Below are 23,927 nucleotides of genomic sequence, written 5' to 3' on the forward strand. Positions count from 1 at the left end.
AGCCGGTGCGCCGCTCGGTCAGGCGTCGTCTCATTCGGTGCGGATCGACGCGCTGTCGAGGCTGAGCCAGGTCGCGCGGACGCTGTCCCCGCCCTGGACACGTAGCCGCGCCATCCCCTTCGGGTCGATGTCGAGATGGAGCGCACGCCGCGCGTCGGAGGCGACGTCGACCGTGCGCAGGGCCTCGGGCCAGTACCCCTCGGGCAGCAGAGCGACGAGTTGTCCGTCGGTGGCCCGGCCGCCTTCGAGTCCGATCCGGCCGCAGAACTCCGTCGTGTCCCACGGGTTCGCCCGGAACTGCGGCGGCTGTTCCTCGTCCGGGACGGAGGTGTCGCCGGTGAGCGGGAGGTCTCTCCACTCCGGGTACGGGGCGCGGCCAGCGCGCTCCAGCGCGGTGACCCGGCGCTCCAGCTTGGCCATGCGGCGGCCGAGGATGGCAATCGTGTCCGGCATCTACTGCTCCGTTCTCTCTTCGCCCGCCTCGTCCTCGGGCTTGTTCGTGCGCTCCAGCTTCAGGGACACGCGCTCGGCGGTCTCGCCCTCGCCCGGCCGCACGGTCCACCCGACGATTCGGCACCAGCCGTCGAACTCGGTGTGCGGCTCAAACAGGCGGATGCGTACGTCGTCCCCTATACGCAGCGCGTGGATCGGGGCCGCGGGGTGGTCGATGATCTCCAGTTCGGTCAGCGAGGGCAGGACCTGGCGGGCCAGCCGCTCGCGGCGGGTCCGCTGCTTCAGCTTCGCCTCGTCCTTCTCGCTGGTCTCCAGCCGGTACTCCAGGCGAAGGCGTCCGTTGCGCTCGCCGTCCACGACGACCGTGCGCTTCTTGCCCTCGCCCGCGCCGAGCCCGATGACCCACTGTGCGTAGGCGTCGGCGTCCTTGATGACGTGCGGCGTGCCGACGACGTTCGCGCCGGTGGTGAACGTCAGGTCCTCCCGCCGCCGGCCGAGGCGCGGGGCGCCGAGGAGAATGCGCCGCTCGGCGCGGCGCCCGCGCCAGGCCACCGTCTCCGACCACTCCAGACCGTCATCAATCTCGGCCATCTCGTCCACCATCTCGCCGAGGTTGCGCGGATCGGTCTTGGTCGTGGTGTGCGGGTCCTTCGCGGTGCCGGTCTTCGCCTTCGACTTGGTGTCGTCCACGACCACGCCGAGGTCGCCGTCCTCCTGGTCCTGGGCATAGGCCCACACGTCGCGGATCACCTGGCACGGGTCCGCTTCGATGTACGGGCCGCGCCCGTCGAGGTTGCCGTGCAGGTCGAAGCGTTTGTGGAGGTAGCTGGTGAAGCCGGAGGCTTCGACGGGCAGCGTGTTGCCCTCCGGTTCGGCGCGCCACAGGACCCCGCCCCAGTCCAGGCGGGCGTCGCGCTCGACCAGGAGCACGGTGTCCCCCGCGCCGAGCGTGTCGCTCAGCGCGCGGCGGAACGAGGTCGGCAAGGTCGCCTTCAGCGAGCCGGGCCCGGATATCTCCGGGCCGTACTCGACTTCGCCGAGCGGGAGGTTCCAGTGCAGTACCTCGCCGGTCGAGGCCCGCGCGACGATGTAGCGGTAGTCGGCCATCGTCACGCGGGCCCTTCCGTGAAGGCGACGTCGAGCGTGACCGTCGTGCCCTTGGCCACGGTCAGCTTGCCGTCCCCGTACTTGTCGTTCTGGTTGATCTCGACGGCCAGGTGCTGGCGGGTGCCCCGGTAGACGGGCGGCACGGCGAGCGTGTCGGCCAGGGTCGCGGAGGAGCGGCGCGTGGTGGTCCCGTCGTCGTCCACGACCGTCGGCTTCGCGGCCCGCTCCCCGAGGCGGGTGCGCAGCTCGGCGTATATCGAGCCCGCCTCCGCACGCAGCCCGGAGAGCGTGACAACGACGGTGGCCGTCGTCGCCCAGGCCGGGACGTCGAGATCCCACGCCGCTTCCTGCGGCCATGCCGCCCACTGACCGTGCTTGCCGGGCACCTCTTCCGTCTTCGTCGGGTGCACGGTACGCAGGATGCGCTCGGTGCGCGGATTCGCGACCTGCCGCAGATCGGTGATCATCTCGGCGGTGACCGACGCGGTGTTGCGCGGCAACGCGACCCGGGCCAGGGCGAGGCCGGTCATCCCTTCGGGTACGGCGGAGGCGTCGGCGGCCACGCCACGTATGACGTGGAAGTAGCCGATCTCCTGGGTGTGCGGGTCGCGGTCCCCCTCCCACTCGGGGTCCTCGATCCGCAGGACGATCAGGTCGGTGCGTGCGAACGGTCCGGTCGGCTCGACGTTCACGCGGGCGTCACCGATGTTGCTCTGGGTGTAGGCCCCCTGCCACGGGCGGGCGCCGTGGATGAGCGCGGAGCCGTCCCCGACGCGGACACCGGAGCCGGGCGTCTCCAACGGCCGGACCTTCAGGTCCTCGCTCTCCGCGACGCCCTGCCGGCCACGGGCGAGGTCGCGAATCATCAGGCGCATCGCGCGGGCGGAGTGGTCGGCCCCGCGCACCATCATGGGGGGTTGCAGCGTCACGAGTGCTCTCCGTTCACAGGGTGGTGTACGCGGACCGCCACGCCACCTCAAGGCGCGCGGTGCCGGACGAGTCGGTCGCGGTCCACGCGATCTCGGAGCGGCCCGGTGGCAGAGTGAACAGGTCGAGACGGCTCACAGGGCTGAGGTCGTTGGCGACGTTGACGGTGCCGTTGCGCAGCACCCAGCAGGTGTTGGGCCGGGTCTCCAGCTCAACCCACTCGCCTTCGCGCAGCGACAGGTCGAGTTCGAGCACACGGCGGGTGACGGTGTTCCAGATCCGCGGCCCGGTGACCGGTCCGTGGACGCGCAGGCCGGGGTACGTCGGCGCGTCCCCGTGGTTCATGACCCAACCGGGTCGATCGTCGGCCGGGGGGTGCTCCGGACCGGCGGGACGGCGGCAGGCGACGGGGTTGCCCATCGCCTTGTCCACGGTACGGTCGGCCTTGGTCATGTGGGCGGCCTGGTCAAGGCCGAGCGTCAGCTTCGACAGCTCGTCGTCGTACCAACGCGGGTTGTCCAGGCCCACGAACTCGATGTCCAGGGGTATCCATCCGTGCACGGCGGTGGCGGTGCTGGTGGCCTCCATCCGGCGAAGTCGCCCGTACAGGCGGCGTGTTGAGTGGCCGGGCCACCGGCCGCGCAGGATGTGGCGGCCGTCCGGGCTGGCCCGGGCGGCGGGGTCGTCCAGGGCCCGCTCCAACCGGGCGAGAATCTCGGCGGCCTTCACCGGGTCGCCGGGCGTCTTGATGCCCGCCTCGAAGCGCAGGGGGCGCGGACCGTAGAAGTCGCGGCCCGGCGCGGTGCCGTCGCCGTTAGCGTTGTCGGCATCCTGCGACCGGGTGGCCGGGGAGCCGAGCCCTTCGATGTTGCCGACCGGGACGAGACTGCCGGTGCCGAGGACGACGCCGCCGATCTCGTATTGAAACGGGGCCAGTTCGGGGTTCTTGTTCGGTGCTGTGGTCATCACACTCTCCCGCCCCGCTGCGCGTTGCGCAGGGTGCGCATCATCTCGGTGCCGATCTGCTCGGGGGTGGCGGAGCTGTCGGAGACGGTGACCGGCATCGAGCCGATCAGCGGCTGCTGCTCGCGCACGACGACGACCTGGACCCGGCCGCCGGCGCGGGCATCGACCACGCGCGTGCGGGCACGGTCGCTGCCGGTACGCAGGTCGAAGGAGCGGACGACGCCCGCCATCGCGGCGACGCTGCGGGCCTGCTTGAAGGAGCTGGCGAGCATCGGGCTGTAGTCGCGGCCGCGGGCGTTCCGGACGCCGCCGTTGGCGTACCACTCGACCTGGCCGCCGAACCGGTCGACCACCGTCTCCACGATCGCCTTGCTGCGTTCGCGCTTGGCACCGGCCATGGGCACGTATGCCTCCCCGCCCGTCTCCCGCTCCGCCCATACGCGGTAGCTGCCCGCCGGTGCGATCTGCGCGACGTGCCGCTCGCGCCGCGGTCCGTCGGTGACGCCGCCGTCCACGTAGTAGTCGACAACGGCGCCGTCAGCGTGCCCGTTCGCCTGCTTGCGCATGTTCTCCGCCTGCCTCCGCACAGCGTCTGCCGCTCCGCGGTTGGACTGCCGGATCTCGTCAAAGATCGTGACGTGCCGGGTGGTGACGGTCACCGACTTCCCGCGCAGCGCGTTGATGCGCTGCTGGATGGAGTCAGCGGCCTTACGCGGGCCTCCGGTCGGCACGGTGACCTTGACGTTCTTCGAGCCGGGGACCTTCTCAATTCGGAACCCCAACGCCTCCAGCTCCTTGCGGGCCTTCGCCGTTGGTGCGCGCACAGTGACGGACTTCGCTCCCGGAGTTGCGCGGATCCTGGCCTGTACGGCCTCCAGACTCTTGATCGCGGCGGCGGTCGGCGCGGACACCTTGACGGTCTTGTTGCTCGGGGTACGGCCAAGCCGGTCGATCAGCGTGTCGAGGTTTTTCTTCGCCCCTGCGGTCGGTGCGGTGATCTTGATCTGCCGGGTGCCGGGCACCGTCTTCACGGTGAAGCCCAGGCTCCTCAGCTTCTTCTGCGCCCCGTCGGACAGCGAGTCGACCTTGATCGTCTTGGCGTTCGGCAGCCGCTGGAACTCCGCCTGGACCGCGATGAGGTTCGCCAAGGTGCTGTCCATGCCCTTCGTCTGGAGCAGCAGCGAGACCTTCGACGGCAGCAGGCCGAGGCTGTCCGCCACGCCTTCGGCTTCGGTCTTGGTCAGCCCGTAGCCGCGGGCGGCCTGGATCGCCTCGGACCGGGCCCGGCTCATCTGCTCGCGGGCCTTCGCGAGCGCCGTCGGCAGATCCTCGCCGTTACGCCGGGCCAGGTCGAAGGTCGCCACGCTCGCGTCGGCCGCCGCGTCGGAGAGCGCGGTGAGCTGGGTGTAGAGACCCTGCCCGTTCCGGGTCGTGGTGTTGAGGGTCTTGTCCTCGTTGACGAGCTGCTTGCCGGCGTACCCCTGCCTGCGATCGACGTTCTTGCTGCCGTCCTTCAGGTCGAGGACGGCCGAGTTCACCTTGGCCTCGGCGGCCTGGAGGGAGATCTGGCCGCCCGACAGCAGGTCGAGCGCGGACTTCAGCGACCGGGTGCGGGTGTCGGCGTCGGCGGTCTGGTCGGCCAGGCCGCCGACGGCCTGCTTCAGCCGGTCGTACGCCGAGGTGCCATCTCCTGCGCCCTTCGCGGCCTTGGCCAGGTCCTTGGCGTTCTTGAGCGCCCCGGTCATCTCACCCTTGACGCTACCCAGGGCATCGGCTGCGTCCTTGTACCGTCGGCCGACCTCGGAGTAGTCCTGAACAGTCGCCTTGCCGATGGTCTTCCACTCCTGGTGCTTGTCGGCCGTGGCCTGGAGCTGCTTCTGCAGCACGTCCAGCGAGGTGCCCTGGCCGAGATAGGCGTCGGTGAGCGACGCCAACGGCACTCCGGCCTGCTCCATCACCTTGGTGAGCTGGCCCTGTTCCGTCTTGGTGTCCAACAGGGACTGGGCCGCCGCGTTGCGGACGTTGCTGTCGATCTGGCCACCGGACTCGCGCAGCGCGGACGTGAGCGTGGAGACGCGCTGCTGGTGTTCGGCCGCGGCCTGGGCGGCCTTCTGCTGCCGCGCGGCAAGGAGACCGAGCCCCACCGATACGGCGACCATGGCGACGCCGAACGGTCCCCCGAGCACGTTGGTCACGCCGCCGAGAGCCGAACGCAGTCCCGAACCGGCTGCTCTCCCAATGCCGTTGAGCGTGCCGGTGAACGTCGCTCCGGCGCCGTTCGCGCTGCGGAAGGCGCTGGTCATATTGCCGAGGAACCCGGCCCGTGCCTGGACGGTGGCCCAGGCCGCGCCGTACCGCGAGAGGGCGACGCCGGACGCGGCTGCCAACGACTGCTGCACGCGCATCTGCTGGTTGAACGAGCTGATGCCCGAGCGGACGGGACCGGTCATGGTGGTCGACATGTTCGTCAGCGCCGGCTGGGCGCGGCGGAACAGCAGCATGGCCAGGGCTGCGGACTGGATCGGTCCGGGCAGCGCGCCGAACGCGCTGACCATGCCGCCGACGGCGTGACCGATGGGGACGAGCACCATCGACAGGCCCGAGACCGCGTCCATCGCGAGGTTGGCGACAGTGGCGATGATGTCGAGCGTGCCAGCCGCCGCGCCGCCTTCTTCTCCGAGTCCGGAGATGGCCTCCAGGATCGGCTCTGCGCCGTCGGCGGCGTTCGACAGGACGTCGCCGAGGGTGCGCCCGGCGTTGATCAGCAGGTTGAGACCAGTGGCGAGGGAGTGCTCCCCGATGTCCTTGAGTGGACCGACGAGTTGCTGGGCCTCCTCGATGAGACCGCTGAGCCCGTCCTTCGTCTGGGCCTTCAACTCCGGGCCGTACAGGGTGGCGATGTTCCGCCCGTACTCCAGCGCCGTGGTCAGGTACGGCGTGGCTCCGGACATCCCGCGGGTGAGCAGGCGGGTCACCCACTCCAGGCCGGGGGCCATCCCCTCGTACAGAGCGATGCCGGTCTGCCGTGCCTGGGTGCGCAGTTGCGTCATCGCGCCGGCCAGGCCCTCACCGCGCGAGGCGGTGAGGGAGGCGGCCGAACCGGTCTGGTCGACCGCCATCGACAGGGCGTCGAAGCTCTCGGTCCCCTGGTGGGCGAGCGCCACGGCGCCACTGAGCGCGGGCTTGCCGAAGGCGCGAGTCACACCGGCTACGAAGTCCTGCTCGTTCATACTGTGCTCGGCCTTCGACAGGCCGTCGATCACCGTGCGCAAGCCCTTGAACCGACCTTGTGCGTCCCAGGCTTCGATCCCGAGGTCGCGCAGGGAGTTCTTCATAATCGGGGTCGGTGCGGCGAGATTCGCGAAGATCCCGCGCAGACTCGTGCCCGCCGTGTGCCCGAGGATGCCCGACTTGCCGAGCATCCCGACCGCGGCCGCCGTGTCCTGGAGGGTGACGCCCAGCGCGTTGGCTACCGGTCCCGCGTACCGCATCGAGTAGTAGATGTCGGTAATCGAGCCCGAGGCGTTGTTGGCGGTGGCGGCGAGGGTGTCGGCCGCGTGGGACGCTTGATCAGCACCGAGGCCGTACTGGTCCATGACGTCGCCCAAGTACTTGGCCGACGTGGCGGCGTTGACGTCGGCCGCCGCGGCGAGCTGGAGTGAGGCGCGTACGGCGTCGATCGACTGGTCCGCTCGGAAGCCGGCCTTCGACAGCTCGACCATGCCCTCGGCGGCGTCCGCCGACGTCGAGGTGGGCAGCGTCAGGTCGTTGCCGAGTTCGCGGGCGACGGCAGCGGCCCGCTTCATCTGTCCGGCGGTCGCGTCGGTCACCGCGCGGAAGAGGTTCATCTGCCGCTGGTAGCGGTTGCCCTCCTCGATGGCCTCGCCGGTGCCGAGGACAAGGGCGCCGCCCGCGAGCATGTTCGTGGCGGACATGCCGCGCCGACCGGCACCGGCGGTTGCCCGCTGGAGCCGGGACATCGACCGTGTGCCGTCGTCTCCCGCCGTGCGCAGAGCCGCGCGGGCAGCCCCGGCACGGGCGGTGATCCGGTTCAGCTCACCGACGGCACCGCGGGCAGAGCGATTCAGCGCGGCGAACTGCGTAGCGAGGCGTGTCCCGTTGGCGTCCAGCCGCGCCAGCGATCGGTTCGCGGCGTCGGTCCGGTCCCCCAGGGTCCGCATCTGTGCGGAGGCAGCACGGGTTCCCGCGATCAGGTCGCGGACCTCGGCGCGCATGGCAACCGTGAGGGTGAACCCGGCCACCGCAGGCGGCCTCCTTACTTACGTGCAGGGTGGATCAGGGGCGCGACTCGTACTGCTCGCGTGGAAGGAGCTGGATCTTCACGCCGTAGCCAGACCGGTTCTGCGGAACGTGATCGCGCTCCTGCTCGATCAGCTCGCAGCCCGGGCAGCGCAAGGTGTCGGTGACGTAGGCATGGGGGTCGCCGCCGCGGGCGCGGTCCCACTCCTCCAGGCGCGTACGGCACTCCGGGCACACCGACCGCTGCCAGTCCGCCCACGCAAGCGCCTTCGCCCGGTCGAGGTCGGACCAGCGGCCGTCGCCGCCGAGGAACTGCGAGTGCGGGATCTGGAACCGCTCGCACAGCTCCAGCTCCGCGCGCAGGCCGGCATCACGGCTCAGCCTTTTCCCAGCTCGACCCGGCTCTCCTGCTGAACCTGCCAGGCCGCGTCCCACAGGGCGTTCGCGTCCGGCGCCGACCAGCCGTTCAGCAGCTCCTCGGCCTCCTCGCGGCTCATACCGTCCACGGAGGCCGCCGCCACCAGAGCGGCGGGGAAGGTGTCGGCGTTGAAGATCGCGCCCTCCTCCGCCTGCTGTCCGGTGGGCGGGTGCTCGGAGATCAGGTCCTCCAGCACCGGCCGCGGCAGCGCGCGGAAGGTCAGAAACTCCGACGCGGCGTCCAGCGCGGCCAGGGCCTGGTCGCGCGCCGAGTCGGCGTCGACGGACTGCCGCTCGGCCAGTTCGTCACCGAGGTTGGCCTCTGCGACGAACTTCGCCCGGCGAGCAGCCTGTTCAGCTTCCTCGTACCGCTGACGCAGGTCGCTGTCGTCGCAGACACGGAGCCGGTTCTGCGGCCGGGCGCGGCGGCGGAGGCGGTCCATCTTGGCCGACCAGGCACCCTCCGCCGCCGGGCTGGCTGAGGGGACGGGGCGCTTGGCCTGTACGGGGCGCGACATGGTCAGCCCTCATCGGCGTCGTGCTCGCGGACCGTCGCCTCGGCCTTGGTCTTGGTGGTACTGACCACGGTCACGTCGACATGGTCACCGTCGTGATCGCCGTGCCCGTGGCCGGTCTCGCTGTCCTCGTCCGGCAGCGGCTGAGGCTGCGCCTGCGGCACCGGGCGGTCGAGCGACGGCTCGTCGATGATCGTGAAGTCGACCTTGAACTTGGCGGCCTCGTTGCCGGTGCTGTACGTCGCGGCGCGGGTGGCGACCTGGACGGGGAACACGTCGACGGAGCGGGAGCCGGGCAGGTCGCCCTTCCGCAGAAGGACCACGTAACCCTTCTCGCCCTTGGGGAGCTGCTGCTCGATCGCGTCGGAGAATCGGTCCTCGTAGAACGTCAGGCTGGAGTTCTCCGCCTTGTCGTTGCCCGGGATCGAGGAGTTGAAGGTCGAGCCCATGTCCGGGGTCTCGATCGGGTCGTTCTCCAGTGCCCAGCCCTCGATGTCCGAGACGGCATCGGTCAGGGCGAACGCCTTGGTGATCTCTCGGCGGCTGGGGTACTTCGGGTCACCTAGATCCTTCAGCCAGAGGATCTTGGAGATGCCGCGCCGGAGAAATCGGGTCTGGGTCTTCTTCGTGCTCGTGGACACAGGTCCGCTCCCACTTCTGGGGCAGCGTCCCGTGCCGAGGCCCTGCCCCTTGACGTTCAAAAGGGGTTCGCCTGGCCTGGTGGGGCTTAGCGTCCGCGCGGGCCTCCGCGGTGAGGATTCACGCCGGGGTCACAGTGATCGTGACCCGCTGCACGTAGGACACGATAGCGCCTGCCGCCGACACCGACGGCTCTCCACCGGCGTCGTACGTCAACTCCCGGTCGATCACTCGGACTTCGGGAATCAGCAGGTCATGGGCCCAGCCGTCGTCGGTTCGGCCGACGACGCCTGAGCGCACGCGGTCGGCCAACCACTCGACCTGATCGCCCCGTTCCCCGACCGAGGTGATCTGGTACGACCAGGCAGCGTCGGCGTGCCAGTCCCACAGGGGCGGCCCGCTGAACTCCGCCGGCAGCGAGTCGAGGACGGTGTACGGCGCAGACGCCGGCTCCCACCCGGACGCGCCCTCGACACGTGGCAGTTCACCGATCCCGCACCGGCGGCCGGTGGTCTTCTCCACGAGGGCAGCGAGCGCGCGGGTTACCGGCAGCCGTGCCGTCACAGCAGCACCCCGTCGGCCAGGGCCCGGATGAACGCCGGCTCGGTCTGCCGGAACGCGGGCTCGACGTGTGGAAACGGCGGCTGCCGGTAGTGCCGCCCGAGCGAGTCCACGCCGACGAAGCCGTATTCCAACCGCCTCGACTGCGGCGCGTCGGAGAACACTTCGGCTATCACCTCGCCGCCCCCAGTACGCATCCGCACATCCCATGAGGCGCGGTACTGCCCAGTGATCACGTTCGGTCCCGGCCGACCGCTCGCGTTCCGCTGGATACGGACGCGCAGCAGCATGGCGTGGTGCCGCGTGACCGTCCGCGTCCGGGCGCGGGTCGCCGGACCCATCCGAGCCAGTGCGGCGGCCAGCACGATCGGGTCTCGGAATGCAGTGGCGTCCGGGTGGGCGTTGGGGTGCGGGTTCGCCGTGGCCATCAGTCGATCACCTGAACCCGGACGATGCGCACCACGCTGTAGCTGCCCACCGCCTCGTCGGAGAACCGGAAGCGGCGACCTATCAGATGAGGATCGCGGGGGCCTCTGGGCCGGACGGAACCGGCGACGCGGATCACGTCGTCGCGCCGCAGCTCCGGTGCGTCGACCGGCAGCACGGCCTGATAATCCGTGGTCGGCGGCTCCACAGCGACCGACCCGCCGACCGGCTTCGTGATGGCGGGGCGGCCGAGCGGCATCACCGAACCGAGCCCGTCCCAGACCAGCTCCTCGTCCGGCGTGGGCGGCACCAGCCTTCCAGCGTTCTCGTCGAGCACGTCGTCCGTACGGCCCGCGCTGTCGCGCCAGACCTCCAGCTTGTCGTCAAGGATGCGGGCGACGATTCGACGGGCGCCGTCCACGTCAAAGGCCACGAGCCCACTCTCCGAGCTGGGTGAGCATGGCCTTCGTCAGGGAGTACGGCTCAGTGCCGAGGTCGGGACGGGAAAGCGCGGCGCCCTCCAGCGCCTCTGGGTCGACCGCTTCGAGGAAGATTGCAGCGGCCTGGCCCGGATCAGGAGCATCGGCCACGGAGATCCGGCTCATGCCGGACCACTGGGTACTCCCGCGCTCGGTGACATGCAGGACGACGTGCGAGTGCTCACCCGCGATCTGCGTGATGGTGTACGCATCGACGGCACGCGGATCTACCCGCGTGCCGTCGATGTCTATGCCGGCGGTTTCACCGTGAGCGGTGATCCGCACGTGATGCAGAGAGTCGTCGTGGTGATCCATTCACCCGAAGCTAGCGAGGCGGTCGGACAGCCCCGGTTTGGAGTTCCACCACGAAACCGCAGGCGATAGTTTCCTACGATCTGACCTCAACGGACTCGCTCTGCCGAAGGGAGCGCGTGTGCTCCGCGCGCAGGAGCACACCAACCCGCACCATGGAGGGGGCGGGTTACTACACGTAGGAGAGGACCATGCGGCTGTCCTCTTTGGTGATGACGTGCCCGTCGGGAAGGTCGCCGTCGGCGGCGTCGATCGGGTGGACGGTCAGGCGCGGTGCCGCCTCACGGTCGGCTCCCCAGGCAGTGATGTGGTCGGCCAGCTTCTTCGCCAGAGCGGCGCCTTCCGGCCCGTAGCCAGCGGCCCCGAGCTGGACCTGCTGCGCGGGATCGGCCTCTTCATCGATCGAGAGGATCATGTAGGCGAGAGAATCCGCGCCGACGAGGGTGACGCTGCGGATGGGGATCGCCGGACGGCGGACGCCTCCCTTGAGCGCCTGGGCGGTGACCTCGATTCGGCACACGGCGTCTTCGAGGACCGTGGCGCGAAGCCAGACCCCGTCGAAGGACTCCCGCCGTCCGGTCCGGGTCTCGGTCCAGACCTCCGTGACGGGCGTGGCGAAGGCGCGGGTCAGTGCGGCGGAGTCGAACCGCAGGTCCTGGTCGTGATGAAGGCGGACCGTGTCTTCCAGCAAGGCGGTGGTCCGCTCGCCGTCCTGGCCGATGATGGGCACGAACCCGCACAGCTCCATACCTTCGGAGATGAGGGTGTCCCCGCGGCGGATGAGGACCACCGATCGGGTCTGACCGCGCCACCGCAGCGGCACTACGAATCGGCCGCCTTCGATCAACTGCTCGCACAGGGCACGAGGCAGGTCCCAGAAGCCGACTGTGCCGATCATCTTGGTGTACGGGCCGTGCTCGGGAGCACCCTTCAGACCGTCCCGTTCCATCACCCTGACCTGCTCGTAGCCCGCCTTGTTCAGCGCGTCTCGGGCGTGCAGCGCGACACCGGGGTCGATGTCGATGGTGGTGACTTCGCCATCAGCGCCGACGAGTTCGGACAGCAGGGCAGCGTTGTATCCGGTGCCCGCGCCGATCTCCAGAATGCGGTCGCCGGGCTGAGCGTCGAGCTGCACCAGCATCATGGCGACGGTCGACGGCACGGAAGCCAGGGAGAGAGGGAGCGGCCCGTTGGGGTTCTCCTTGATGCTGACGGCCTCGTCGGTGTACGCCTCGGCGGGAGTTGCTCCCGGAAGGTGGACTTCGCGGCGGACGGTGCGCAGAGCCCGCTCGACGGGGCCGGTCAGCGACACCTTGGATTTGATCTCATCGACGAGCTGGTTGCGGAGTTCGTCAAGTTCGAGGGAGTTGTTCATGGAAGTGATCTCTTTCAATTGAGGAGGAGACAGGCTTCCCACCCGGATCCAACGCGGTGGGTGGGGTTGAGGGTGTGGATCGTGAGCAGGATGCCGTCCGCTCCGGTGAGGAGTCCGGAATCCCGGGGCAGTGCGTTCGCTGCCACGTACGTGGCGAAGGCGGCGCGCAGGGCTGGCAGACGCCCCGGCAGCTCGCTGCCGGGGGCGGCGTCCGCGGCGGCGCGGTCCGCTGCCAAGCACACTCCGGCCCAGCCGTGGCAGACAGACGCGTCCTCAAGTCGCTCAAGTTGACGGGCATCGGAGACGCAGGACAGGAGTACGTCTTCAGCCTGGCGTTGCGTGTCCGTACGGCCGCAGGCGAGCGCGGCGAGTTGCAGGCTCCGGGCGATGCCCGGCGTGCCGTAGCACCATGAGGGCCTGCCCAGGTTCGCTCTGGTGGGCGGCCCGTTGACCCAACCGTTGGCGGTGATCGTCTCCGGCCATGCCGCAGCGCCGGTCGGAAGCGGGCGCACCCATTCTTCCAGCAGGCGGCACGCGCTCACCAGGGCTTCCTGCTGACCGGGAACGGTGCGTCCGGCGCGTGCGCACAGGGCGAGAAGCGCGAGGGGGCCGGCCACGCCGTGGGCCATGCCGAAGTTTCCGTGCCCCTGCGGCCAGTCGCTGTCTGGTTCACCGCTCGGGCCATCGAGTGTCCACCAGCCGGGCAGGCTGTTGCCTTCGACGGTGACGGGTTGCTGGAGGAGCCGTACGAGGTAGCGCAGAACGGCGTCAAGCAGATCAGGGTGCGCTCTGCGGCGCAGCAGGTAAGCGCCGAGGCCGGTCAGGCCCCGGATCAGGTCGTACTCACGCATCCGTGGTGGATGGCCCGAGTCCACGCGGCGTCCGGCCGCTGACAGCCGCGCGGCGATGAGAGGCCCGATCTTGCGGTCCAGCTCTTCCAGAGCGGACTGGTAGGCACAGTGGCCGGCGGTGTCCAGGGCGTACGCGACGGCGGGGGCACCGCGGTACAGACCGACGCTCGACGGGTCCACGGTGGCCGCCTGCCCTGCCATCGCCCGAGCGGCGGCGTGCGCGGCCGTCCACGCGCCGGTGTCCCGCGCCAGGACGCCGTGGTAGACGGCGGTCCCGGCACCGCCGCGACCGAGGTCGTGCACCAGGTCGTTCACTGGCCCACCCGCCGTTCCCTGACCGATCGGCAGACCTGGCGGGCGGCGTGACGGCAGGCGGCCTCCGCTTCCCGGTCGGGGCCCATCAGCCGGTTGTGGTGCATGTGCAGCAGGCTCTCCAGAACGGCTTCGAGCCGGCCGTCGCCGATGTGAGCCGCATAGCGGACCAGGGCCTGCCGGCGGGCCTTGTGGGCACCGTGCAGGCGAGATGTCCAGCCGGCCTGCTGTTGGAGGCCACCCCCGCCGGCGTGCTGGAGGGTCTGTCGGGTCACTTCGGGGACACCCGTTCCCCGGGCGAGCGTGGTGGCCATCCAGCGCGTGCCCTCTTCGTCGCCGAGGAGTCCGCGGGCAAGGTCGACCATGCCAAGGGCGCAGAGGACTTTGCGGTCCAGGCCAGTGAGGTCGGCCAGCGCGTACCGGGCGGTGTCGCTGTCGGCCACGAAGACCTCCTCAGCGGCGGCCAGGGCGGCACCGGTGCCGTAGCGGCCGATCTCAGGCCGGTAGCCGTCGAAGACGAGCCGTGAGGCGAGGGCGTCACTCCGTAGCTGTTCGGCCCAGGCGGCGATGGCGTGCGTTACCTGGGTGTGCCGATGCGGGCTGAAGGCCGAGATCCGCACCCGGAGGTGGTCTTCTTCGTGAGGCGTGCGGTAGCGGACGAACCAGCAGTGGGAGGAGCCGAGTTCGTCAAGGAGCCGGGGCAGTCGACGGGTGAGGATCTGGTCCATGACGCTTGGATGCGTGAACAACTTCGCCTGCACCCACTGCTGTTGGTCGTCTCCGGGGTTCGGCAGCATCCGGTTGGTGAACACCGGCGCGTTCTCCGCGTCGGGGTGCGGCAGCGGCGGGCGGGCGGAGGCCAGGGGCATCACGATTTCGTGGGCGTGCCCGATCCAGCCGAGGTCGTCTTCGTTCGGCGCTTCGGTCAGGTCGGCCTCCGGGTGAAGCTGGAGGTGTCCGTGGAGGATGCGGGCGTGCAGCGGTTCGCTCAGGTCCAGGCGCAAGGTGCGGTCGTCGTCGCGTAGCTCCAGTACCCGTGGGCACTTCCAGGTCTGCGTCCACTCGGCCAGTGCCTCCTGCCACGCCCCGTCGAACGGACCGGAGGGCAGAGCGGAGGCCATCAGGCGCCAGCGTGCTGGCGAGAGGATGGCCTTGCGGTAGCGGACCCGCGGCAGGTACGGAACGCCAGCCGCGAGCGGCCCCCAGTCGAAGCGAGTCCAGGCGGTGGCGAAGCCGCGCCCGAGGAGGGCGAGGAACCTCGCGATCGGCGGGGCCTGCTTCTCCAGGGCCAGCGGGTGCAGCACCACCGGCTCCACCACGCGCCGTCGGGAGAGGCTGACCAGGTGCAGTCTCTTGCTGGTGGAGAGTACGGCGAGGTCATCGAGCGGGATCACGTTGCCGGCCGGGGCGCGGTGCTCGCCGATGGGGATCACGTACGGCAGGAGTGCCGGTGTCCGGGCGACGTTCTCGGCGTGGGGATGAACAGGTGCGAAGGAGAGCTGTGCGGACAAGGCGCCGTCGACCAGCGTCGGCAGCTTCTCGTACAACTCACGCAGTCCGCTGTCCTGAAGGATCGTGGCGAACCGGCCAGTGAGGTTGCCGGTGCTCCAAGCCGGGCGAACAGTGACGGTGAACTCGCCCCGGTCGATGGCTTGTTGGCTGGAGGCGTAGACGCGCACCCCCATCTCGACGTGGGGGTTGATCGCGGGGTCCCGGGCCGTCGTATCGGCGGACAGCTCGTCGAGGTCCGCTTCGGTGAGCCGGATCTCCTCGGCGCCCGTGACGGCGGCCTGCCACGCCTTGGCCAACAGCAGCTCGTCGCGCGGCAAAGCGGTGACGGGCGGCTCCGTCCACACGGACGTCGGGAAGTCGGCCGGGAGTCCCACGCCGGCCGCCAGATCGGCGGCTTCCCGGACGGGCACCAGGCTTCCGGCTCCGTACCGTTCCCAGAACACGCCGTGGTACTCAGCCCACATCGGCTGCTCACCCTGATTGCGTGTCAAGCGCACCAAGGCGTCGGCGGCGTACTCCGCCTCGCTGAGGACGGAGTCGGGAATCTGCACCGTGGCGTCGAGACGAAGGTCCAGGCTGAGACGAGCCCGACCTTCTTGGCTCAGCGCGCTCATCTGCTTCCTGGCCTGGAGTCGCAGGTCCTGTGCGGCAGCGGTGTCGGCGGTGCTGTCGTGCTGCGTCAGCAGCCCGTGCACACCGGTGAGTTCGCGTAGAAGGTCCGCAGACCCGGCATCGAGCTGAGCCGTCAGCGGTTCCAGTGAACGAAGGATGTGCCCGAGCGGGTCGCGTTCGGTCATGGGCGCGGACAGGCTACTGGTGAGGACGTTCGCCGTCAGCGCCTTGGTGACGAGCCGGGAAGCCTGCTCTGCTGTGCCGCCCATCGACAGGAGCCGGTCGATGATCTCCTGGCAGAGCACGGGAACGGTCGCGGCCTCGATGACGACGGCGAGTGGTCTGGTGACGCGGATGCTGGCCGTACGGCCGCCGGACAGCGGTACATCGAGGGCGTCGCCGTGCCGGACGGCCAGGTTGTTGAGCTGAAGGGTCAGGTGAGGCAGGACGTCCAGGCGGCTGTGGAGATCGCGGAGAACGTGGTCGAGCCAAAGGGTGTCCGGCCGTACGACAGGGCGGTGAGCATCACCGAACTGGGCCAGTGCAGGCCCACGTTGGGCATTCGACACCCCGGCGAAGAGGCCGAAAGGTGTCGGGCGGCCGGCCGCCCGCAGCAGGTAGCGGGCCGTCGACAACACGGCCTTGCGTACCTTCTTGGGCGCAAGGGCGTGCCCGGTGACGATCTGATCGACGGCCTGCGCCAGAAGGGGTGAGGCCGCGCGGACCGCCGTCGAGAACGTGGTCTCGGCCCAGATATCCGCCAGCCACCGTCGGCATTCCTCTGGATCATCCACCGATGGCCAGCGAGTTCGCTGAGCGCGGAGAGGAAGTACGGCGGCCCGCAGGAGGAGCACGTCACCCCGCTGAAGAAGTCGGGTCCGCGTCATCGTTGTTCCCCATTCTGCTGGGCCCGTGCGGGCCGGGTGAGTCCCCGGCCCGCACAGCGTTCGTCTTGAGGTCAGCTCGCGCAGGATGAGGCGCAGGTCGACGCGCATCCGTCGCCGGTGCCGCAGTCGCTGACGATCGGCCGCGGCGCGTCGGTGATGGCGATGTCGAGTTCCCACTCCTCGCCGGCGAGAAGCTGAGTGCTGTTGGCGCTGGTCGGCTTCATTTCGGTTGTCGGGGTGGCCATGTCAGTACCTCCAAGATGATCAGGACCGTCCGTGCGGTGCACGGGCGGAGGGGCCGCGGGACCCCCGCATCCGGCTGCCGGGGAAGTGCAGCCGAGTGCGCAGACACCGCGGTCGCCCGCCCTCCGGGGGCGAGTCGCTGTGAAGCGGCAGATGCCGGTGGCCAGGGCGGGCGCCGCACCGTGGTGTTGGTGCGGCGCCCGCCCAACTTGCCTGCGAGCGAGCCCAGTTGAGACCGTCCGCCCGTCTGTAGAGGTGACCACAATGTCGAGCGGAGCGTAGTCACCCGGTTACGCGAGCGGGCTGTTTCCGGTCAGGCGGCGCCAGCCGTGGTCACTTCCGGACGGGCGGCGTATTCGTCGCTCATGATCGCGTTGAAGCGGCGGTCCCACTTGTCGCGCGCCTCACCCTCGCGCCAAGCGCCGAAGGACTCCCAGTAGTCACGGCCGATCTGGCGGGACATGAGCCACTGGGCCTGGGTACGGAGCGTCTGGTTATCCAAGATTCTCGCCCGGTGGCGAGCGGCGAGGCCGACGAACAGGTGGTTCGCGTGCACACGGCGGCTGTATTCCTCCGGCGTGAGGGAGTCGTCCTCCGGCGCCCACTGCTTCAGCAACTCCGGGTGGGACTCGATGTAGCGCAGGTACTCCGCGTGCATGGACGCGGCGGTGAGAGCCTTGGTCTCCCGCTGATGCCGTTCCCTCTGCCACAGGTGCGCACCGAGTCCCGCAACAGCGAGCGCGAGTAGGGCGTGGGCAGGTTTCATCTGGTTCATCCAATCGTTGGCGTGATGACGGTCCACTCCTCGTTAAGAAAGTCGGGTGGCAGTCATCGACGGCCGAGGCAGAGAGTGGACGTCTCGCTTGCAGGGCCGCACTTCAACGGAGCGGTCCCTGCCCGGCGTGGCTCAGGCAGCGGCGGGGACGGCACGGCACGGCCAGATGATCTTGCCGTCCGGCAGAAGTTCTCCGGTGTCCTCGAAGGCGATCACGCCGTTACACAGCAGGCTCCAGCCCTGTTCGGTACGGGTGACCACGGGGTGCGCGGCATCGCGGTCGGATGCGGCGGCACTGGGGCAGGGCGGCTTGTGGAAACACATCGCAGGTGGTCCTTGTAGGGGGAGGGGCGGGTAGTGGAGGTCATCCAGTGGTCTGATATCCGCTTCCCTTGCAGTCGCGGCACCGGATGACGACAACCTGTCCTCGCTGCATGGTCTTGATCTTCTTCTGGCCATCACAGGTGGAACAGGTTTTTACGGTTCTGCCTTGGCTCATGTGCTTTCTTCGGTCGGGCTCTGCGGTGGTGGGAGCGGTTACTGGCGCAGAAGGGCTTCGGCCTGTTCACGGCGGAAGGCCGACGCTGGCTCCTCTCCCGGCCCCGTCACCAGGGCAGCGTGCCGGGGAGTGGTGCTCTTCGTTGTGGGCTGTACTCTCCCCATCCGGCGAGGACGGGTGTGGATCGCCCACGGGAGGGGAGATGCGCCCTGGCCAGGCAAGCGCGGTCCGCTCGGGGGAAGACGGATACGCTCGCGCCGGCCAGGGCGCCCGCCCGCTCGTGATGCGTGACGTCCCGAGCGGGGGCTGAGCCGCCCGCCGTCCGGGACCGTTAACCACCGGTCGGCGGGCGGGACTTGGCTGCTGCGGTCAGGACCAGATGCCGCAGCAAGACACGGTCAGGCGACGTCGGGGTAACCGTGAAGGAATACGGCTCCCGGCGCGGTGCCGTTGGCGACGTCAACGGCGGCCTCGATCCGGATGCGTGTGTGCGGTTTGACGTACTCGTCCAGATCCTTCATCGGCACGTACGCCCACGCGGACAGCTCGTCCTGGGGCAGCCGGATCACGGTGGAATCCGGGATCGGCGCGCACTCCCAAACCAGGTTGATGCCTTCGGTGGAGTCCTCGGACTCGGGCATCTGGTGCACGACGAGGATCCGGCCGAGCTGGGCCCCGATGCCCAGTTCGTCGTGCACCTCGCGCAGCAGCGCGGCGTCGGCCGGCTCGTTCGTCGTCGCGCACCCGCCCGGCAGCCCCCATGGGCGCAACTCGCCCTTCTCCTGCTGGTACTTCTTGCACACCAGGAGCACCCGGCGCTCCTCCGCCGGGACGTCCTCGGAGATGTCCTCCGGGTGCAGGTAGAGCGCCAGGTTGCCGAGACGGCGTTGCGGCGAGTCGGTGAAGTCGCGGTCATCGTGCATACGGATCTCTCCCTGAAAGGGGCTGAGTTGGGTGTTGTCCTGCGGAGCCGGACCCCGGTCCGTCCTGCGCATCAGACGCGGGCGGTGCCCGGACCGGTAAGCCGCGGGCCGTCACGGGGTACTCGTTGGGCGGGGAGCGGTCGCGGTCTGCATCGGACGAACGGAGACACTGGCAAGCTGCCCCGCGGCGGTCAGTGTGTTCGCGCCCGAGTCACCTACGTCCTGGAGGGCCCGGCGCACTCGATCGGGCGGGGAGCCGACCTCCTCGGCGATCTGCCCCACGTGGATGGGCTCACCGGGCAGGAAATGGCCCGCTCTCACAGCCCGCCGCACGTACTCTGCGATCTCCGCGACGGTCGGACCGGGCCTCTCCGCATCGAGCAGCGCGTTCAAGAAAGCTCGGACGGCAGCGCACAGGGAGACCAAGTCCGCATAGGAAGTACCTTTCAGCCTCCCGGACTTGGGAGGCCGGACCTTGTCGATCAGCTCCTGCCAGCGGGCGCGCTCCGAAGGCGATCCGGCGGCTTCCCCCAGCCTCTGCTGGGCCAGCGGCAGCCACGGAAGCGCGGCATTCCACGCAACCTCGTAGCCACGCAGTAGCCGCACCGTGGGCTCAGCGTCGAAGCTCCAGCACTCGGAGTTGAACGAGCGGAGCGCACGCCGGAGTTCGGCGGCCCGTTTGGTGGTGGTCATGGTTGGTCTTTCGATGGGAGTGGGCGGGAGGCTGACGCTGGCTCTGTGTTGTTTGAGGTGACGGGCGGCCACCCGGCGTCGGGGAGCAGGATCAGGACCTCGCGGACGGCTGCTCCCAGCACCGCGGTCCGCCACACCTTGGTGTCGGAGTCCTGGGGCAGCTCGGTGAGTGCCGTGACGGCGGTACGCCGCAGCACAGGCTGGACCTCTTGGTAGCCGGGATACCGAGAGGCAGCGAGCGGGACCAGATGCGCCGCGGCGGCCACCAGGGCGCGGAAGGTCTGCGTCAGAACTTCGGGATGGGGGGTGAAGCGCGTGTGCCACCAGGTGCGGGACTGCTGGCACAGCTCGCGGATGCGGGTGGGCCGCAGGTCGGCGTCGGGCAGTGCCGCTGCTTCGAGCCGCCGGACAAGGCGGTCGAGGTCCGGCGGCTCCGCGGCCTTGAAGGGCAGCTCCGGACGGACTATCACACGTGAGCCGCGGTAGGCGGTGACGATCTTCTCTACGTGCAGGGCACCGATGGCCTGGGTGACTATCGCCTCGGGCGTCACAAGGGCCCGTCCCAGAACTGAGCGTGTGGGCAGGGGGTGAGCGGGGAGGTACACGCCGGCCTGGATCAGCAGACGCAGCCAGTCTGCCGTCTGGGCGACCCGGTCCAGTGGCTGCGCTTCTTCGCCGCCCACCCTTACTCGGTGGGGTTGAGGGAAGGTGACCAGGCCCTCTGCCTCAAGGTCGGCGAGAGCCAGTTGCACTCGGCCGAGGATTGCCCGCGGGCACCCCATCTCGGTGGCGATACGCCCCGCCGAGGTGGAACTGCCGGGAGGGTAGGCGCCGTTGGCGATGGACGCACGAACGTAATCCGCTACGGCCCGCACGCTCGGCCCCGGCCGCAGAGCCTCCAGCAGAGCACGCAGCAGCGTGCGCCCGGCGATGGTCAGCGACAGCAGGTCCGCCTCGTCCTCCGGCGGTTGCACGTCGGCGATGATCTTCTGCCAGCGTGCTTCGTCCGCGGGCGAGCCACTGGCCTTGCGGCGGTCTTCGGCAGCCGGGACCCACGGCGCGATGAAACCGCGTACCGCCTCGCGTTCCCCCCGAGAGTTGAGATCCATACTGAACCGGCTGGACAGACGTGCGAAGTTGAGCAGCGCGCCGCGAAGCTGCGTACGAACGATCTCAGAACCTACCGATTCGTTCACGGTGGCCTCGGCGCCCAGGTGTGCGCCATCCGGCGCCATGGTCGTGCTAGCCATTCGAATTCTCTCCGGCATCGTCTACGGGTGTTCCTGGGCTCCAGGCGGAGGCCAGGTCACGGAGGCGTTCCGCTTCCGCCAGTGGCGGTCTCCACGGACTTCCGCTCAGCCCCGCATGGGCACGCACTCACCATGGGGAGGACCGACACGGAGTACGCGGTCCACTTCCACATCCCTGTGCGGCCCGCGACGGTGAAGGAGTACGGCGTACCGTGCCGCAACTCAGCCACGGCGACCCCCACGGCGCGGTGATCACCCAGCCACGCCCATACGGTGTGGAAAGTCCGGCGATCCAGGGACGCGCTGACCCCGCGTACGGACTCGCGCACCCACTCGACCGCCAGGTCGGGTTCTTCGGTGCTGACATCACCAATCGGGACCGGGACCGGACCTGCCCCGTCGCCTCGATAGTCGAGGTGGGCCCAGTACGTCCGTGGCAGATGAGTCATGTCCGGCTTCCATCAGCCGGCGGAGGGCTCCCGTACGTCAAGGCGCCGTCTTCGTCCTCACTGAGCAGTTCAACGAGGTCCAGGGCCGCCAGCGCCATCCGCCGCAGGAGACCTCGGTCGGCCATGAACTCCCCGCGCGGCTTCTCCGCGCGAACGTCGTCGGCCCTCTTCACCATGTCGAGCAGCTCCGGACTGGAGGCTCGGTGCGCTGCGATATTGACGAGCTGACCCAGCATCCGGCTCAGTCGCTCGACCCGACCGGTGATGTCGGGACCGGCTTCACAGCGGGCCGGACGGCGAAGGCGTGCCCGCAGGCCACGCGCCCGCGGCGGACGGCTCAGACAGCTCGGCCCCGAGAGAATCACGTCGAGGTCGTCATCCAAGTCCTCGTCGTGCACGAACGCATCGTGCAACCGGGCGAGGACACTCGTCATGGTCTCGACGCTGGTGTCAGCGACTCCGGGGCTCCTCATGCCGCCCGCCGTTCAGCAGGCGGACGAAGTTCGGCCCATACCTTCTTACCAGTGGGCGTGACCTCGACGCCCCAGGCAGCCGCGAGCTCAGCGACGAGATTCATCCCGCGGCCGGACTCACAATCGGCCTCTGCCCACATCAAGAAGGCTTCATCAGGGCTCTGATCGGACACGGAGACCCGCACCCGCTCCCTATTAACCGAGACGTGGAGGCCCACCTCTCCGTCACCGTGGACGATGGCGTTGGTGACCAACTCCGAAACTGCGAGCACGACATCACTAGCCAACGACTCCGGCAGACACGCCTTCTGCAATAGGGCTGCCGTCGCGCGCCGCATCTCGGCCACCTTCACCGGGGTGGGCTCAAACGCCGCGTGGAAGCCGTGGGACACCGACGTGTCCACGTACTTGGTACGAACTCGTCGGCGCAGCAAGCTGGTTCGGTCCGGGCGTCGACTACTGGTGGGGCTCGGGCTCATGGTTGGCCTCGGCTTCTTGGAGGGCGCGGTGGGGAGAGAGAGCCCAGTGCACTGGAGCGAAGTGGACGCCCCTTGCGCTGGAACCCCGCTCTCACGGATTCCGTGAACTACCGTGGCCGGTAGTGACGTTGGACCGCAACCGAGTCTCCAATGAAAATTCAGCGAGACCTCAAAATGGACTATGCAGCGGCGTGCACAGCGGACTGCACCTCATGCTCAGGGGGTATCAGTCCCTGCACAGGAAGGGACCCGCGTGCACGACGGCGCTAGGAAGGTGCACAGGTGGCAGCAAAGCTCGGAGCGACAGGACGACGACTTGAACTCGGTATCCAGATGAGACATCTGCGCGAGAACTGCCCGCCGACGGAGAAGGACCGAACGCTGGGCATGACGCGCAAGGAAGCTGTTCGGGGACTCAAGGGGCTGTCCGAGGCGACGCTGTCGCGCATCGAGGGCGGTGAGATCAACTTCCGGCGCAACGTCGGGAACCTGCGGGCACTCTTGAAGCGGTACAGCGTGTCCGATGCCGAACTCGTTGAACAGCTAGTGGAGTTGAACCGCGATGCTCCCGGTGAGGACTGGATCACGCAGTACCGCAGCTTCATGCCGACGGGTATGCCGCACTACGTCGGTCTCGAAGCAGAAGCCATCGCGATCACCGCGTACCACCCGATACTGGTGTACGGGGTGCTCCAGACGGAGCGTTACGCCAAGGCACTCCTGGAGGCGCACCGCCCTGTAGAGGACACCACCGCAGAATCGGTGAAGCGCAACCTTGAGCTGCGAATGGAACGCAAGGAGCGGGTACTCCGGCCGAAGGACCGGGCCCCGGCCCGCCTCCGGATCATCCTCGGAGAGACGGCCTTGCGTACCCCGTACGGTGACGAGGACGTGATGCGGGAGCAGTACCAGGAGATCGCCGGCTTGGCGAAGGAAAACCACATTTCCTTGCAGATCCTTCCATTCCGCCGCGGCTACAGGTCGACCCACGACTTCACGATCCTGAACCTCGGCACGCTCCCGGCTCGCGTGCAGACCGATAATGCTTGGGCAGCCGTCTCCACGTCGGACAAACCCCGAGAGGTGGACCGGTTCTCGCGCCGGTTCGACGCGATGCTGGGCGTAGCCCTGGGCGTGGAAGAATCTATTGATTTTCTGGAAGAACTAGCAGGAGGGTAAAAGGTCATCAACATGGACACGCTGGCCCACGAGCCGATCGCAGAGAGCGCGTGGTTCAAGTCGTCGTACAGCGACGGCACCGGTACCAACTGCGTCGAGATCGCCGATCAGAGCAGCCGGATTCACGTTCGGGACTCCAAGAAGACGGACGGCCCCACGCTGGCTTTCCCCGCATCTGCGTTCTCGGCCTTCATCGAGACCGTGCAGACTGGCGACCTCGACTTCGGCGTTGTCGATAACTGACCGCCTGGTACGACGGGTGGTCCCCCGCAGGAGTATTGCGGGGGACCACCCCTCTCGTTCTACCCTGACTCCGACGTCCGACAGTCATCTCCCTACCGAACCCACCAGCG

At 69.0% G+C, this 23,927-nt stretch carries 25 protein-coding genes; 2 read left to right on the plus strand and 23 right to left on the minus strand.

All coding sequences use genetic code 11. The features are described 5' to 3' along the window. Window positions 1-30: 30 nt before the first annotated feature. From ACFVST_RS01890 to ACFVST_RS02000, 23 genes are all read right to left on the minus strand, one after another. Window positions 31-453, minus strand: a complete 423-nt coding sequence (locus ACFVST_RS01890; protein WP_390145871.1) for a hypothetical protein — start codon at window positions 451-453, stop codon at window positions 31-33. After that, entirely contained in the window at window positions 454-1,566 is a 1,113-nt protein-coding gene (locus ACFVST_RS01895; RefSeq protein ID WP_390145873.1) for a hypothetical protein, read from the minus strand. Beyond that, a complete protein-coding gene (locus ACFVST_RS01900; RefSeq protein ID WP_390145875.1) occupies window positions 1,563-2,489 on the minus strand; it encodes a hypothetical protein in 927 nt (308 codons plus the stop codon). The genes ACFVST_RS01895 and ACFVST_RS01900 overlap by 4 nt, the downstream gene beginning before the upstream one ends. 13 nt (window positions 2,490-2,502) lie before the next feature. Beyond that, on the minus strand, window positions 2,503-3,453 hold the full coding sequence (locus tag ACFVST_RS01905; protein ID WP_390145877.1) for a phage distal tail protein: 951 nt from the start codon (window positions 3,451-3,453) through the stop codon (window positions 2,503-2,505). Next, window positions 3,453-7,715: a phage tail tape measure protein gene (locus tag ACFVST_RS01910; RefSeq protein WP_390145878.1), complete on the minus strand. Its 4,263-nt coding sequence runs from the start codon at window positions 7,713-7,715 to the stop codon at window positions 3,453-3,455. The genes ACFVST_RS01905 and ACFVST_RS01910 overlap by 1 nt, the downstream gene beginning before the upstream one ends. Window positions 7,716-7,749: 34 nt before the next feature. Next, window positions 7,750-8,148: a hypothetical protein gene (locus tag ACFVST_RS01915; RefSeq protein WP_390145880.1), complete on the minus strand. Its 399-nt coding sequence runs from the start codon at window positions 8,146-8,148 to the stop codon at window positions 7,750-7,752. Then, window positions 8,091-8,648, minus strand: a complete 558-nt coding sequence (locus ACFVST_RS01920; RefSeq protein ID WP_390145882.1) for a hypothetical protein — start codon at window positions 8,646-8,648, stop codon at window positions 8,091-8,093. The genes ACFVST_RS01915 and ACFVST_RS01920 overlap by 58 nt, the downstream gene beginning before the upstream one ends. A 2-nt stretch (window positions 8,649-8,650) precedes the next feature. Beyond that, on the minus strand, window positions 8,651-9,286 hold the full coding sequence (locus tag ACFVST_RS01925) for a hypothetical protein (protein ID WP_390145884.1): 636 nt from the start codon (window positions 9,284-9,286) through the stop codon (window positions 8,651-8,653). A 118-nt stretch (window positions 9,287-9,404) separates the two neighbouring features. Beyond that, complete coding sequence (locus ACFVST_RS01930; protein ID WP_390145886.1) at window positions 9,405-9,806, minus strand: hypothetical protein; 402 nt, start codon at window positions 9,804-9,806, stop codon at window positions 9,405-9,407. Between the two features lie 38 nt (window positions 9,807-9,844). After that, entirely contained in the window at window positions 9,845-10,273 is a 429-nt protein-coding gene (locus ACFVST_RS01935; RefSeq protein ID WP_390145888.1) for an HK97 gp10 family phage protein, read from the minus strand. Continuing rightward, entirely contained in the window at window positions 10,273-10,704 is a 432-nt protein-coding gene (locus ACFVST_RS01940; RefSeq protein WP_390145890.1) for a DUF6093 family protein, read from the minus strand. Before ACFVST_RS01940 ends, ACFVST_RS01935 begins: the two co-directional genes overlap by 1 nt. Next, window positions 10,694-11,065, minus strand: coding sequence for a hypothetical protein (locus ACFVST_RS01945; protein ID WP_390145892.1), 372 nt, complete (start codon window positions 11,063-11,065; stop codon window positions 10,694-10,696). Before ACFVST_RS01945 ends, ACFVST_RS01940 begins: the two co-directional genes overlap by 11 nt. Window positions 11,066-11,234: 169 nt before the next feature. Beyond that, window positions 11,235-12,437: a methyltransferase, FxLD system gene (gene fxlM / locus ACFVST_RS01950; RefSeq protein ID WP_390145894.1), complete on the minus strand. Its 1,203-nt coding sequence runs from the start codon at window positions 12,435-12,437 to the stop codon at window positions 11,235-11,237. Window positions 12,438-12,451: 14 nt separating this feature from the next. Continuing rightward, window positions 12,452-13,603: a lanthionine synthetase C family protein gene (locus tag ACFVST_RS01955; protein ID WP_390145896.1), complete on the minus strand. Its 1,152-nt coding sequence runs from the start codon at window positions 13,601-13,603 to the stop codon at window positions 12,452-12,454. Continuing rightward, complete coding sequence (locus ACFVST_RS01960; protein ID WP_390145898.1) at window positions 13,600-16,518, minus strand: lantibiotic dehydratase; 2,919 nt, start codon at window positions 16,516-16,518, stop codon at window positions 13,600-13,602. Before ACFVST_RS01960 ends, ACFVST_RS01955 begins: the two co-directional genes overlap by 4 nt. A 164-nt stretch (window positions 16,519-16,682) precedes the next feature. Then, window positions 16,683-16,856: an FxLD family lanthipeptide gene (fxlA, locus tag ACFVST_RS01965; RefSeq protein WP_390145900.1), complete on the minus strand. Its 174-nt coding sequence runs from the start codon at window positions 16,854-16,856 to the stop codon at window positions 16,683-16,685. 311 nt (window positions 16,857-17,167) lie between these two features. Further along, a complete protein-coding gene (locus tag ACFVST_RS01970; protein WP_390145901.1) occupies window positions 17,168-17,629 on the minus strand; it encodes a DUF6082 family protein in 462 nt (153 codons plus the stop codon). Between the two features lie 132 nt (window positions 17,630-17,761). Further along, window positions 17,762-17,953, minus strand: a complete 192-nt coding sequence (locus tag ACFVST_RS01975; protein WP_390145903.1) for a DUF5999 family protein — start codon at window positions 17,951-17,953, stop codon at window positions 17,762-17,764. A 573-nt stretch (window positions 17,954-18,526) separates the two neighbouring features. After that, on the minus strand, window positions 18,527-19,051 hold the full coding sequence (locus ACFVST_RS01980) for an NUDIX domain-containing protein (RefSeq protein WP_390145905.1): 525 nt from the start codon (window positions 19,049-19,051) through the stop codon (window positions 18,527-18,529). Between the two features lie 111 nt (window positions 19,052-19,162). Beyond that, window positions 19,163-19,744 (minus strand): hypothetical protein, encoded by a 582-nt coding sequence (locus tag ACFVST_RS01985; RefSeq protein WP_390145907.1) that lies wholly within the window; start codon window positions 19,742-19,744, stop codon window positions 19,163-19,165. Continuing rightward, a complete protein-coding gene (locus ACFVST_RS01990; RefSeq protein ID WP_390145909.1) occupies window positions 19,741-20,994 on the minus strand; it encodes a GntR family transcriptional regulator in 1,254 nt (417 codons plus the stop codon). The genes ACFVST_RS01985 and ACFVST_RS01990 overlap by 4 nt, the downstream gene beginning before the upstream one ends. A gap of 445 nt (window positions 20,995-21,439) precedes the next feature. Continuing rightward, complete coding sequence (locus ACFVST_RS01995) at window positions 21,440-21,877, minus strand: hypothetical protein (protein ID WP_390145911.1); 438 nt, start codon at window positions 21,875-21,877, stop codon at window positions 21,440-21,442. 35 nt (window positions 21,878-21,912) lie between these two features. Further along, entirely contained in the window at window positions 21,913-22,320 is a 408-nt protein-coding gene (locus ACFVST_RS02000) for an ATP-binding protein (protein WP_390145912.1), read from the minus strand. 357 nt (window positions 22,321-22,677) lie between these two features. Between ACFVST_RS02000 and ACFVST_RS02005 the strand changes: the two genes are divergently transcribed. After that, window positions 22,678-23,574: a helix-turn-helix domain-containing protein gene (locus ACFVST_RS02005; protein ID WP_390145913.1), complete on the plus strand. Its 897-nt coding sequence runs from the start codon at window positions 22,678-22,680 to the stop codon at window positions 23,572-23,574. 12 nt (window positions 23,575-23,586) lie between these two features. Then, on the plus strand, window positions 23,587-23,817 hold the full coding sequence (locus ACFVST_RS02010; protein ID WP_390145914.1) for a DUF397 domain-containing protein: 231 nt from the start codon (window positions 23,587-23,589) through the stop codon (window positions 23,815-23,817). The last annotated feature ends 110 nt before the right edge of the window (window positions 23,818-23,927 follow it).

The sequence above is a fragment of the Streptomyces sp. NPDC058045 genome, from assembly GCF_042885635.1.
In the GTDB taxonomy this organism is placed as follows: Bacteria; Actinomycetota; Actinomycetes; order Streptomycetales; family Streptomycetaceae; genus Streptomyces.

Coding starts and splice junctions, on each gene's coding strand:
- ACFVST_RS01935 (WP_390145888.1), bottom strand. CDS start 10,273: ATGGCCACGGCGAACCCGCACCCCAACGCCCACCCGGACGCCACTGCA.
- ACFVST_RS01985 (WP_390145907.1), bottom strand. CDS start 19,744: ATGACCACCACCAAACGGGCCGCCGAACTCCGGCGTGCGCTCCGCTCG.
- ACFVST_RS01890 (WP_390145871.1), bottom strand. CDS start 453: ATGCCGGACACGATTGCCATCCTCGGCCGCCGCATGGCCAAGCTGGAG.
- ACFVST_RS01970 (WP_390145901.1), bottom strand. CDS start 17,629: ATGAACCAGATGAAACCTGCCCACGCCCTACTCGCGCTCGCTGTTGCG.
- ACFVST_RS01905 (WP_390145877.1), bottom strand. CDS start 3,453: ATGACCACAGCACCGAACAAGAACCCCGAACTGGCCCCGTTTCAATAC.
- ACFVST_RS01990 (WP_390145909.1), bottom strand. CDS start 20,994: ATGGCTAGCACGACCATGGCGCCGGATGGCGCACACCTGGGCGCCGAG.
- ACFVST_RS02010 (WP_390145914.1), top strand. CDS start 23,587: ATGGACACGCTGGCCCACGAGCCGATCGCAGAGAGCGCGTGGTTCAAG.
- ACFVST_RS01920 (WP_390145882.1), bottom strand. CDS start 8,648: ATGTCGCGCCCCGTACAGGCCAAGCGCCCCGTCCCCTCAGCCAGCCCG.
- ACFVST_RS01975 (WP_390145903.1), bottom strand. CDS start 17,953: ATGTGTTTCCACAAGCCGCCCTGCCCCAGTGCCGCCGCATCCGACCGC.
- ACFVST_RS01945 (WP_390145892.1), bottom strand. CDS start 11,065: ATGGATCACCACGACGACTCTCTGCATCACGTGCGGATCACCGCTCAC.
- fxlM (WP_390145894.1), bottom strand. CDS start 12,437: ATGAACAACTCCCTCGAACTTGACGAACTCCGCAACCAGCTCGTCGAT.
- ACFVST_RS01995 (WP_390145911.1), bottom strand. CDS start 21,877: ATGACGAGTGTCCTCGCCCGGTTGCACGATGCGTTCGTGCACGACGAG.
- ACFVST_RS01980 (WP_390145905.1), bottom strand. CDS start 19,051: ATGCACGATGACCGCGACTTCACCGACTCGCCGCAACGCCGTCTCGGC.
- fxlA (WP_390145900.1), bottom strand. CDS start 16,856: ATGGCCACCCCGACAACCGAAATGAAGCCGACCAGCGCCAACAGCACT.